This window comes from Promicromonospora sp. NPDC050880, assembly GCF_044456525.1.
Classification (GTDB): Bacteria; Actinomycetota; Actinomycetes; order Actinomycetales; family Cellulomonadaceae; genus Promicromonospora.
Genome location: NZ_JBITFV010000028.1, coordinates 1 through 12446 on the forward strand (window position 1 = coordinate 1; position 12446 = coordinate 12446).

Sequence of the window (12446 nt, forward strand, 5' to 3'; positions counted from 1 at the left end):
GCGCGCCGAGCAAGGGCACGGCCACCATCGTGGACGGGTTCATCGACTACAAGGCGTCGGACGAGGCGGGCCTGGACACGTTCACCTACCAGGTCACCGACACCCGCGGCGCACCCGCCGAGGGCCTGGTCCGCGTCGGCATCGCCCCCAAGCCGGCCACGAACCAGCCGCCGCAGGCCGAGGACGACCAGACGACGGTTCGCCCAGGCCGCACCGTGGCGATCCAGGCGCTGGAGAACGACACCGACCCGGACGGTGACGAGATCGGCCTGTACACCAAGGGTTTCGAGGGCACCGAGGAGATCGGCGTCGACCCGAAGGCGGTCGAGGACGACGTGGTGCTGACCGCGCCCGAGGAGGAGGGGGCCTACTCCTTCTACTACGGCATCCAGGACACCTTCAAGGCCCGCGCGAGCGGGGCCATCACGGTGAACGTGGACCGCAATGCGCCCCTGCTGCGGCCCGTGGCCCAGGACGACGTGGTCACGGCCGACGACGTGCAGGGCTCGTCCAGCGTGACCGTGAACGTGCTGGCGAACGACGTGGACCCGGACGGTGTCGCCGCCGACCTGGAGGTCTCGGTGGACGAGGGCCTGGAGGGCGTGCGCGTCACCGACGAGAAGCAGCTCGAGATCCAGCTCACCGAGAGCGCGCAGGTCATCACGTACACGGTGACGGACATGGACGGCCTGGAGGCCAAGGCGTTCGTGCGGGTGCCGGGCGACCAGTCCCGCCCGCACGTGAAGCCGGGTCTGGAGCCGCTCAAGGCGACCACCGGTGAGCCGCTGACCATCGACCTGGCCGAGTACGTGGTGGTCCGTGAGGACCGGGAGCCGCGCATCACCGAGGAGAAGACGGTCAAGGCCCTGGAGGGCTCCGTCTCCGTCGAGGACTACGACACCGTCGTGTACACGTCCGCCAAGGACTACGCGGGTGCGGCCTCGGTGACGTTCGAGGTGACCGACGGCTCGGGACCGGACGACCCCGACGGCCTGACCGCGGTGCTGAAGCTCCCGATCGACGTGACCCCGGCCAAGAACATGCCGCCGAAGGTGAGCGGCACGCCGGTGCTGGAGGTCGCCGCCGGGGAGGAGGCGACCGTGGACCTGTCCCGGTACGTCAAGGACCCCGACAAGGACGACCTGACGTACGAGATCGCGGGTGTCGAGGGCATCACCGCGACCGTCGCGGGCAGCGCCGTCTCCGCCCAGGTGGAGCCGTCGGTCCCCAAGGGCACCAGCCAGTCCGTGCCCTTCACCGTGGCTGACGGGTGGAACCCGCCCGTCGAGGCCCAGCTCACCGTCCGTGTGGTGGGCTCGACCCGGCCGCTGGTGCAGACCACGCCGGACGAGGTGCCGGACGCGCACCAGGGCGAGCCCACGTCCGTGGACGTGCTCGCCAACGACACCAACCCGTTCCCGGGTGAGCCGCTGACCGTGACCGGCGCGGTGGTCGAGACCGGTGTGGGGGACGTGTCGTTCACCGACTCCGAGGTGGTGGCGACGCCGGACCCCGACTTCCACGGCGTGATGATGGTGCGCTACTCGGTGCAGGACGCGACGGAGGACCCGGACCGCCAGGTCGACGGCACGCTGAAGCTCACGGTGCTCGGCCGGCCCGAGCCCCCGCGCGCGCCGCGGGTCGAGGAGGTGCGCTCGGAGACGGTGGTGCTGAGCTGGGACCAGCCGAACAACAACGGTTCGGACATCACCGGCTACACGCTGCGCACACAGAACGGTCAGGAGCACCCGTGCGCCACGACCACCTGCACCTTCGACGGCCTGCAGAACAACGTGAAGTACCGGTTCACCGTCGTGGCGACGAACGACGTCGGCGACTCCGAGCCATCCCCGGCCTCCCGGGAGGCCCGCCCGGACGAGAAGCCGGACAAGCCCGCCCCGCCGAGCCTCGAGTTCGGCAACCAGGAGCTCACGGTGAGCTGGACCAACCGGAGCTACACGGACCGGTCCCCGATCGAGTGCGTCAACTTGGAGATCAGCCCGGCCCCGACCGACGGCGTGACCCAGAAGACCTGTGTCACCGGCAGCCCGATCACGTGGACGGGGCTGGAGAACGGCACGGCGTACACCGTGTCGGTCCAGGCCAAGAACAAGGCGCCCGACCCCTCGGAGTGGAGCGACCCGTCCGCGCCGGAGACCCCGGCGGCGCCCCCGGCGCAGCCCGCTGCGCCGACGGCCACGCGGGTCAACACCGCCGTGGGCGGCCAGATCACGGTCAAGTGGACCGCTCCGGCGAACAACGGTGACGCGGTCAAGCAGTACTACCTCGCGGAGTACAAGGACGGCGCCAAGACCCGAACCTTGACCGTGACGGGTACCGAGAAGGTGATCCAGGACCTGAGCACCGACTCGACCTACACCTACACGGTCCAGGCCGAGAACAAGGCGGGCAAGTCCCCGGTCAGCGCGCAGTCGAACGCGGTGGTGCCCTACGGCACCCCGGACACCCCGGGCACGCCGACGGCACGACAGGACAACAACACCAACGCGAACGCCCTGGTGGACTGGCGCGGTATCGGAGCGTTCCGCGGCACGGGCGGCTACTACCAGGTGCAGGCGAACGGGGCCGGCGCGCAGGACAGCGGGCAGGCCGGGAGCTCCACCTACACCCACCGGTACAGCCCCCTGACCAACGGGACCGCCTACACGTTCCAGGTGCGGGCCTGCAACGCCTACATCTGCTCCGACTGGTCGGCCTCGTCGAACTCGGTGACGCCGTACGGCCCGCCGCCCACGCCGTCGATCAGCGCGAGCGGTGGCGACCAGAAGGTCACGTTCACGTGGGACGCCACGGGCACCAACGGCCGGCCCACGACCGTGGCGGTCACCGGCGCGATCACGAGCACCCAGAAGAGCGGTACCCAGTCGGCGTCGGCGGGCTACAGCCAGACCCGGGAAGCGTGTGTCACGGTGACGGACTCGGAGGGGCAGAAGGCGAGCAAGTGCGCCTCGGCCACGTCGGACGCGAAGCCCAACCCGACCGCCACGGTCACGCACGGCAGCCGCATCGACAACAACCAGTGCTCGCACGCCTCGTGCGCGTACTACCTGGTGAAGGTGACGGACTTCGATCCGGGCAACCACTCGGTCGCCTGCTGGGCCGAGGACACGCCGGAGATCAAGGGCTGGCACGACATCATCAACCACGCCAGGACCTGGGACGGCAGCTCGAAGAAGACGTACAACTTCCCGGCCAACGGTTCCGTCCAGCTCGACTGCTTCTTCGGGCATCCCGGGACACCGGTCCGGGTCCTGATCGACGGCAAGGAATACGGGGTCACCAACTGGTGGAACGGGTAATATCCGGCGCTGCCGCCGACTTGTGACCGGCCGCCGAGCAGACGGCGGCCGGTCACGCCATGATCGACACGACTTTCACCCGCGAACGAGCAGTAACGAGCAGTAGGGAATGACGAGATGACCACGATGACCCCCGAGCAGGCGGCCTGGTTCGCCCAGACCTTCGACCGCCTCGTCGGCAACGTCGGCCAGGCGGTCCTGGGCAAGGCGCCGGTGGTGCGTCTGGCCCTCACCTGCATGCTCGCCGAGGGCCACCTGCTGCTGGAGGACGCGCCGGGTACCGGCAAGACGATGCTCGCGCGCTCCATCGCGGCCTCGGTCCAGGGTTCGCACAACCGCATCCAGTTCACGCCGGACCTGCTGCCCTCCGACGTCACGGGTGTGACGATCTACGACCAGAACTCGGGCAAGTTCGACTTCCACCCGGGCCCGATCTTCGCGTCCATCGTGCTGGCGGACGAGATCAACCGTGCCTCGCCGAAGACCCAGTCCGCGCTGCTCGAGGTCATGGAGGAGGGCCGGGTCACCGTCGACGGCGTCGCGCACGAGACCGGCCGCCCGTTCATGGTGCTCGCGACCCAGAACCCGATCGAGCAGGCGGGTACCTACCGCCTGCCCGAGGCACAGCTCGACCGCTTCCTCATGAAGACGTCGGTGGGCTACCCGGACCACGCGTCCACGGTGGAGATCCTGTCGGGTGCCGCGCTCAAGGACCGCAGCAAGGTCCTGCAGCCCATCATCACGACGAAGGCCGTCACGGAGATGGCGGACCTCGCCACGACGGTGCACACCGACACCGCGGTGCTGGAGTACGTCAGCCGGCTGGGCGAGGAGACCCGCAACGCGCCCGAGGTGCGGATCGGCGTGTCGGTCCGTGGTGCGCTGGCCCTGGTGCGCTGCGCCAAGGTGTGGGCCGCGGCGCACGGCCGCAACTACGTGCTGCCCGACGACATCAAGGAGCTGGCCCAGCCCGTCTGGGGCCACCGCTTCGTGCTGGACCCCGAGGCCGAGTTCGCGGGCGCCCGCTCCGACGTCATCCTGGCCCGGATCCTGGCCGACGTCGCGGCACCGCAGGAGCGGGCCTCGGCATGACGAGCACGGGTCTCCCGGCCGGAAGCACGAGCGCCGGGTACGGGAAGAGACAGGAGAAGCCGCGTGGCCTCGGCGGAGCCGTGGCCGCCGGCCGCACGCAGCTCCTGCGCGGCCAGCGCGGCTGGGTGACCCTGACCGCCGCCGCCCGTTCGCGGGCGGCGGCGGTCGGTCGCGTGCTCGACCCCGTGCGCCGCACGTTCAGCACGTTCGGCATCGCGGTCACGATCACGGCCGTGGCCGCGTGGGTGGCAGGTCTGCTGCTCGGCTGGCTGGAGGTCCTGGTCGCCGCGATCGTGCTCACCGTGACGCTCGTGTGCGCCATCGTGTTCGTGCTCGGGCGGTTCAAGTACGACGTGGTGCTCGACCTGGCCCAGGCCCGCGTCACCGTCGGCGACCGCGCCGTCGGGCGCCTCGACGTGCGCAACGCGTCGAGCCGCGCGCTGCTCCCCTCGGTGATGGAGCTTCCGGTCGGGAGCGGCACCGCCGCGTTCCCGGTGCCCCGCCTGCCCGGCGGCGGCTCGCACGAGGAGATCTTCACGATCCCGACGCGCCGCCGCAGCGTGATCACGGTGGGCCCGGTCAAGTCCGTGCGCGCCGACCCGCTGGGCCTGCTGCGCCGTGAGATGACGTGGACGAACGAGCAGGAGGTCTTCGTGCACCCGCGCGTCAAGAACCTCACCGGCTCCTCGACCGGCTTCCTCAAGGACCTCGAGGGCCGCGTCACCAACGACATCACCAGCTCGGACGTCAACTTCCACGCCCTGCGCGACTACGTGCCCGGCGACGACCGGCGGCACATCCACTGGAAGACGACGGCCCGCACCGGCCAGCTCATGGTGCGCCAGTTCGAGGAGACCCGGCGCTCGCACCTCGCGGTGCTGCTCTCCACGCGCGCGGAGGACTACGCGAACGGCGACGAGTTCGAGCTCGCCGTGAGCGTCTGCGGCTCCCTCGGCCTGCAGGCCATCAAGGAGGACCGGGGCGTCACCGTGCTGGTCAACGAGGCCACGCTGCGCGGCGACCACCGCACCCGCCTCATGGACGACCTGTCCCGGATCGAGCTCGAGTCCCGCAAGTCCAAGCTGGTGGACCTGGCCCGCTCGGCCGCCATGGCCGCCGCCGACTTCTCGGTGATCGCGTTCGTCATCGGCAGCCGGGTCACGCCCACCGAGCTGCGCTCGGCGTCGGCCCGGGTGCCTGCCGGGGTGCAGGTCATGGCCATCCAGTGCGTGCCGGGCGCGTCCCTCGGCCGGACCGCCATCGCCGAGCTCGGCGTGCTCACCCTGGGCCGCCTGGCCGACCTGCCCCTTGCGCTGAAGAAGATGAGCGACGGATGAGCGACGAGAACACGCGCGGGAACGTCCCGCGGCAGCCTGCCGGTGCGGGCCGGGCGTCGTCCCGCACCCGCGGCACCCGTACCGGGTACGGGACGGGCACGGGCCGCGGCACCACGCGCCGCAAGGAGGCCGAGCAGCCGCGCGCGCTGACCCGGCTGGCCCTGGTCGACGTCGCCGCGCTCGTCGTGATGCTCGGCGCCGTGGCCGTGGGCTTCGGCCCCGTGTGGGGTTCGCTCGGCTACGTGCTCCCCACGGCCGGTGGCGCCGTCGTCGGCCTGCTGGTGGCCTGGGTGGGCGCGTGGCGCAGGTTCCCCGCGGTGACCGTCACGGCCCTGGCCGTGCTCGCCTACCTCCTGCTCGGTGGCGCGCTCGCGCTGCCGCACACGACGATCGCCGGCGTGGTGCCCACCCTGGACACCCTGCGGGAGCTGCTGCTGGGTTCGGTCGAGGGCTGGAAGCAGTTCGTCACCACGGTGCCGCCCATGCGTTCCTTCCCCGACCTCGCCGTCGTGCCGTTCCTGCTCATGCTGCTCGTGGCGCTGATCTCCGGGACCATCTCCTGGCGCGCCAAGCACGCGGTGTGGGCCGTCGTGCCGGTGATCGCGGGCCTGGTCGGCGTGATCCTGCTGGGTACTGTCGACGCCGCGCTGCCGGTGGTGCAGGGTCTCGTGATCGCCATCGTGGCCCTGCTCTGGGGCGCGGTGCGAGTCATGGAGGCGCGCGTCGGCACCCACTCGATCAGCACCGAGTCGAGCCGCGAGGCCACGCGCCGCCTGCGCTGGTACCGCGTCCGCACCGGCGCGACCATCCTGACCGTCGCGGCCGTCGCGGCGGGGTTCACCGCGCCCGTCCTGATGCCGCACGGGCAGCGCACCGTGCTGCGCGAGACGATCGTGCCGCCGTTCGACATCCATGAGTTCACGAGCCCGCTCGTGGCGTTCCGGCACTACGCCAAGGACCTGCGCGAGGACGAGCTGTTCACGGTCAGCGACCTGCCGGAGAACGGCCGGATCCGGCTCGCGACCCTGGACCAGTACGACGGCGTGGTCTACGACGCGTCGGGCGACGGCGGCGACACCGGCTTCTACACCCGCGTCGGCGAGGAGATCGCGACGCAGGCGGAGGGCACCCCCGCGTCGTTCGAGATCACCGTGAGCGGGTACAGCGGGGTGTGGGTCCCGGAGATCGGCAGCCTGACCGGCGTGCGGTGGACCGGGCCGGACGCCGTCGCCCAGACGGACGGTTCGTACTACAACTCGACCACGCACACGGCCATCACCACGGCGGGCGTCAAGGCCGGTGACACGTACACCCTGGACACCCTGGTCACCGAGGAGCCGGGTGAGGACGTGCTGAAGAAGGCCACCATCCGCGAGGCCGACCTGCCCGAGACCGAGCCGGGTGCGCTGCCGCCGGGCCTGCCGGCCAAGACCGTGCAGTTCACGGGCGAGGAGACCGACCCGGCGACCAAGCTGTTCCAGATCCGGGACGCCCTGCAGGACTACGGCGTGCTGTCCAGCGGCCTGGACGGCCAGACGCCGTCCCGGCCGGGCCACTCGGCCGAGCGCATCGACACGCTCGTCGAGGAGGAGAAGATGGTGGGCGACGACGAGCAGTTCGCCGTCGCGTTCGCCCTCATGGCCCGCCAGGCGGGCATCCCCGCCCGTGTCGTCATGGGCTTCTACCCCGACGAGAAGAGCGAGTACGAGGAGGGCGAGCCCTGGAAGGTGCTCGGCAGCGACGTGCACGCCTGGGTCGAGGTGCCGTTCAAGGAGTACGGCTGGGTGCCGATCGACGCGGTCCCGGACGAGAAGCCGCAGATCCAGCCCGAACCGAAGAGCCAGACGGTGCCCAAGCCGCCGGTGCTCCAGGACCCGGAGCCGCCGGAGGAGCCCGACAAGGCCAAGGCCGGCAGCGTCGAGGACGACGACAAGGACGAGGCCGAGAACGACCTCTTCGACTGGGGCCTGCTCGGCATCATCCTGCTGGCGGTGGGCATCCCGCTCCTGCTGATCCTCGGCCCGGTCGTGGCGATCCTGGCCTACAAGGCCCGGCGTCGTGCCCGGCGCCGCAGCGCCGAGCAGATGGCCGACCGGATCAGCGGCGGCTGGCACGAGGTGGTCGACGTCGTGACCGACCTGGGGACCACCGTTCCGCGCGGTGCGACGCGCCGCGAGAGCGCGGGCGTGATCGCCGGGGCGCACGAGGTGCCCTCGACGCTCACCCTCGCCCACCGTGCGGACGCGACGGTCTTCGGGCGTGGTGAACCCACCCAGGCCGACGTTGAGGCATTCTGGACAGAGGTGGACGAACTGGTCGGCGGACTACGCTCCACCGTAGGCACACGACGGAGGGTGCGAGCGGCGCTGTCGCTGCGTTCCGTCTGGGCACGGATCGGTGGACGCCGCGGGTTCCTCGCGGCACTCGGGGGACTCGGGTCCCGGCGGACGAAGGAGAGTCGATGACGGACGTGGTCTGCGCTGGATGTGGTTCGACGCAGGACGGGAGCTCGCCGTACTGCGGCGTGTGCGGGCGTCCCTTCCCCCGCCCCCAGACCGGTGACGTGGGCACGACCGTGCCCGAGTCGCTCTCGCACACGCGGGTCGGCGTCGGCATGGTCCAGGCGGCGCCGGTCGCCTACGCCGGGACGGGCCGGCGGTTCCTCGCGGCGCTCGTCGACGGCGCGGTGATCTCGGTCGCTGCCTGGATCGTCATGATGATCGGGCTGATCAGCGCCGGTGGTGCCGGCTCGCTGCTCATGTCGCCCGACGCCATCTCGTCGGCGCTCCTGGTGCCCCAGCTCATCAGCGGTGTGCTGCTGCTGGGCTACTGGCTCGGTGTCTCGGCGTGGGAGGGCGCGACGGGCAAGACGATCGGCAACATCGTCTGCAAGATCCGCACCGTCGACGCCGTGGCGCACGACCCGATCGGGTTCGGCCGCGCGTTCCTGCGCTGGCTCATCGTCGGCCTCGGCGCCGTGGTCTGCCTGGTGGGTCAGATCCTGGTGCTCGTCTCCCCGGCGTTCGACGGCGGCGGCAAGCGGCAGGGCTGGCACGACAAGGTCGGCCGCGCCGTCGTGCTCATGGCGTCCGACGTCGCGGCGGCCCCGGCCGCTCCCGCGACCCCCGCGACGAGCTCGTCCACGGGGACGGGCACGGCGAAGGCGGCCGCCGGGACCGCGCAGGTGTGGACGGGTGCCGGCAACGGCGGCCAGGCTCCGGCCCAGCCCGCCCCGGCCCCGCAGCAGGACCCGTGGGCCTTCCCCGACTCCTCGGCGGGTGCGGGCGCCGGCGCGGCCGGCGTGATCACCGGGATCCCCGGCCAGCCGACCGCCGGTGGTACCCCGTCGGCCGGGGGCGCGCTGCCCCCGCAGGAGGAGCCGGCCACGATCCGCCGGCCGCACCCCGGTTCGGGCGGTACGCCGCACCCGGGCCAGCCGGCGCAGCCGCCCGTGCAGCAGCCCGTGCGCCCGACGCCGCCGGCCCCGGTGCAGCAGCAGCCGGACCTGACGCAGCGTGCGCCCGCGCCGGCCCGTCCGCAGCAGCCGGTGGCGCCGCAGCCGCCGGTGCCGGTGCAGCCGCCGATCCCGGTGCGGCAGCCCGAGCACGAGCAGCGGGACTCCGCGCCCATCGACATGACGCGCACCCACATGAGCCGCCCGATGACGCCGGCGCAGGTGACCGCCGTCGTGCTTGAGGTCGAGGGCGGCGAGCGCTACGTCGTCGACACGAAGGCGCTGGTGGGCCGCAACCCGCAGGCGCCCGACGGCTCGGGCTGGATCCTCATCAAGGTCGAGGACCCGACGCGGTCGGTGTCCAAGACGCACGCCGAGCTCGGCGTCGACACCGCCGGCCTGTGGCTCACGGACCGGGGCTCCACCAACGGCACGGTCGTCTCGGCCCCGGGTCTGCCGCCGCGCGTGGCCGAGCCGGGTGCGCGCGTGCGCGTGCCGGTGGGTTCGACGATCCACGTGGGCGACCGGCGCGTCGTCGTGCACCCGCAGGCGGCGGCATGAGCCACGACGCGCTGACGCTCGCCTGGGGCGCGGCCTCCGACCGGGGGCTGCGCCGCCAGCTCAACGAGGACGGCTACTTCGCGGGCGGCGGAGCGTTCTTCGTCGCGGACGGCATGGGCGGGCACGCGGCAGGGGAGGTGGCCAGCGCGACGGCGCTGGACGCGCTGCGTCCCCTGTCGGACATCGAGCGCGTGGAGCCGCACCACGTGGAGGCGCTGCTGGAGACCGCGCAGGAGCGGGTCCGCGCCATCGAGACGTCGGGCCAGGGCCGGGGCGCGGGCACGACGCTGACCGGCGCCGTGGTCGCCTACCTCGACGACGCGCCCTACTGGCTCTTCGTGAACGTGGGCGACTCCCGCACCTACCTGCTCTCCAGCGGCGTGCTGGACCAGGTGAGCGTGGACCACTCCGAGGTCCAGGAGATGGTCGACGCCGGTACGCTCACCGCCGAGGAGGCGCGGAACCACCCGCGCCGCCACGTGATCACGCGGGCGCTGGGCGGACGGGACGAGGCACGGGCCGACTTCCGGTACATCCCGATCGGCACGCACGACCGGATCCTGGTCTGCTCGGACGGGCTGACGGGCGAGCTCACCGACGCGCAGATCACCGAGATCATGCTGGCCCACCCTGATCCGCAGGTGGCGGCGGGCCGGCTGGTCGAGGCGGCGATCGCCGCGGGCGGGCGGGACAACATCACGGTGATCGTGGTCGACGCGACGGGCGTGGCGCACGAGACCGCGGGGTCCAGCACCGCACCGCGCGGCGGGTTCGCGGACGAGGACACGATCCCGCGGGACTGACGCCGGGCCCGATGTCAGGCCCGATGTCGGAGAGGGTCAATAGAGTCTGACCCGGAAGCCTGGCACGGGGGTGTGGCAGGGGCGGGACACACGAGCAAGGAAGAACAGGGAGGCGACCATGAGCATCTCGGACGCTGGACAGCGCACCGGGATCCGGTACACGACGGGGAAGGCGCGCGTCATCGTGCGCGGCGACGCCGTCGTCGTGCTGCCCGGTGAGGGGGCCGGGGCGGAGGGGCTCGAGCCGGTCCGGCGCCTGTGGGCGGACCTCGCCACGCCCGGGTCCGGTGTCGCGGAGGTGCTGGGTGCCCTGACGACGTCGGCGGTGGGTGGCCTCAAGGGCGTCCCGCCGTTCGCGGTGGTCGTGCTCACGCGCGCGGGGGCGGGCGAGCCGGCGAGCGCGCACGTCGTGGCGCGCGGCGACGGGCTGACCGTGACCATCGAGACGGACGCCGGCTCCCAGACCGTGTCGGGGGCGGGCGTGATCTCCTGGACCGAGCGCGTGGTCGAGGGCGTCACCGCGGTCGAGGTGGCGACGGGCGTCTCGGGCTTCGGCAGCTTCGCGGACGGCCTGCCGGTCGAGTCGGGTGTCGTGCTCGCCGGGGTGGTGCGTCACCAGGTGGTGGAGCCCTCGGCGGTGGACGAGTCGACGTCCCTGGCGGAGTCCCTGTCCGGTTCTCAGGCCGGATCCGGACCCGCCGTGTCCTCCGGGCCCGTGGTCTCGCCGTCCGAGCCCGCGGTGCCGCCCGCACCCGTGACCTCGGCGTCCGCCCCGGTCGTGGAGCCGGACCCGGTCCCGGTGCCGTCCGCGGACACGTCGGCCCCGCTGGGCACGGTGACGATGGTGCCGGCGTCCGAGGAGACGATCACGCCCGCCGAGGAGAGCGCCGGCGAACCGGCCACCCCAGAGCCCGAGGCCACGCCCGCCGCGGACGAGGGCCCGGATGACGACGACGACTACCTGCACCTGTGGGGTGCCACGGTCGCGCACGGTGTCGAGGCGGCCGCCGTGCGGCCCGAGAGCGCCGAGGAGCACGAGGAGGAGGCGCCCGCGCCGGCCTCGGGCGCCACGCCCGCGGTCCCGCCGCCCCCGCCTGCCCCGGCGCCCGCGCCCGCGCCCGCGCCTGCGGCGCCCGTCGCGTCCGAGGCGGGCGGCATGATCTCCGGCGTCCCGATCGCCGGGGTGCCGGGCTGGTCCGGAGCCACGCCCGCCGCCGCGCACCGTGCGGCGGCCGTCGGCGCGGAGGCCGAGGAGGACGACGACCACGACGGCCACACGGTGATGTCGTCGGCGATCGCCGACCTGAAGGCTGCGGCCTCGTTGCCGTCGGCGCCGAAGTTCTCGGCGCCCGCCAACCCGAACGCCCCCAAGATCCTGGCCGTGACGTGCGAGAACGGCCACGCCAACCCGACCGCCCGCGAGAACTGCCGGGAGTGCGGCAGCCCGCTGTCGGCCGAGGCCGCGCTCGCGCCGCGCCCGTCGCTGGGCCGCATGGTCGTGACGTCCGGTGCGGCGACGGGCGGCGCGTCCGGGATCCGCGGCGGCCAGGTGGTCGAGCTCGACCGCCCGGTGATCGTCGGCCGGCGCCCCCGGACCAACAACACCTCGGCCGACCAGATGCCGCGCCTCGTGACGGTCTCCAGCCCGCAGCAGGACATCTCGCGCTCGCACACCGAGGTCTCGCTCGAGGACTGGCACGTGCTGGTGACGGACCTCGCCACCACCAACGGCACCACCCTGCTGCGCCCGGGCCAGCCCCCGCGCCGCCTGCACCCGAACGAGAAGGAGCTCGTGTCCGACGGCGACGTCGTGGACCTGGGCGACGGCGTGACCCTCACGTTCGAGGGCATCTGGTGACGGTCCCGACCAGCACGACCA

At 72.6% G+C, this 12446-nt stretch carries 7 protein-coding genes; all 7 read left to right on the forward strand.

Going from position 1 to position 12446, the window contains the following annotated elements; genetic code table 11:
- On the forward strand, window positions 1-3320 hold a 3320-nt coding region (locus ACIBBF_RS24965; RefSeq protein WP_397418858.1), incomplete at its 5' end, for an Ig-like domain-containing protein.
- A 117-nt stretch (window positions 3321-3437) separates the two neighbouring features.
- Entirely contained in the window at window positions 3438-4412 is a 975-nt protein-coding gene (locus ACIBBF_RS24970; protein WP_397418860.1) for an AAA family ATPase, read from the forward strand.
- Window positions 4409-5749 (forward strand): DUF58 domain-containing protein, encoded by a 1341-nt coding sequence (locus tag ACIBBF_RS24975; RefSeq protein WP_397418862.1) that lies wholly within the window; start codon window positions 4409-4411, stop codon window positions 5747-5749. The genes ACIBBF_RS24970 and ACIBBF_RS24975 overlap by 4 nt, the downstream gene beginning before the upstream one ends.
- Window positions 5746-8214 carry a transglutaminaseTgpA domain-containing protein gene (locus tag ACIBBF_RS24980; protein ID WP_397418864.1) on the forward strand — a complete coding sequence of 823 codons (2469 nt, stop codon included), beginning with the start codon at window positions 5746-5748 and terminating at the stop codon, window positions 8212-8214. Before ACIBBF_RS24975 ends, ACIBBF_RS24980 begins: the two co-directional genes overlap by 4 nt.
- Window positions 8215-8312: 98 nt before the next feature.
- Window positions 8313-9764 carry an RDD family protein gene (locus ACIBBF_RS24985; RefSeq protein ID WP_397418866.1) on the forward strand — a complete coding sequence of 484 codons (1452 nt, stop codon included), beginning with the start codon at window positions 8313-8315 and terminating at the stop codon, window positions 9762-9764.
- Entirely contained in the window at window positions 9761-10567 is an 807-nt protein-coding gene (locus tag ACIBBF_RS24990; RefSeq protein ID WP_397418868.1) for a PP2C family protein-serine/threonine phosphatase, read from the forward strand. Before ACIBBF_RS24985 ends, ACIBBF_RS24990 begins: the two co-directional genes overlap by 4 nt.
- A gap of 118 nt (window positions 10568-10685) precedes the next feature.
- Entirely contained in the window at window positions 10686-12425 is a 1740-nt protein-coding gene (locus tag ACIBBF_RS24995; protein WP_397418870.1) for an FHA domain-containing protein, read from the forward strand.
- The last annotated feature ends 21 nt before the right edge of the window (window positions 12426-12446 follow it).

Excerpts from the sequence above, each read along its gene's own strand:
- ACIBBF_RS24990 (WP_397418868.1), top strand. The coding sequence starts at position 9,761 with ATGAGCCACGACGCGCTGACGCTCGCCTGGGGCGCGGCCTCCGACCGG.
- ACIBBF_RS24995 (WP_397418870.1), top strand. The coding sequence starts at position 10,686 with ATGAGCATCTCGGACGCTGGACAGCGCACCGGGATCCGGTACACGACG.
- ACIBBF_RS24970 (WP_397418860.1), top strand. The coding sequence starts at position 3,438 with ATGACCACGATGACCCCCGAGCAGGCGGCCTGGTTCGCCCAGACCTTC.
- ACIBBF_RS24975 (WP_397418862.1), top strand. The coding sequence starts at position 4,409 with ATGACGAGCACGGGTCTCCCGGCCGGAAGCACGAGCGCCGGGTACGGG.
- ACIBBF_RS24980 (WP_397418864.1), top strand. The coding sequence starts at position 5,746 with ATGAGCGACGAGAACACGCGCGGGAACGTCCCGCGGCAGCCTGCCGGT.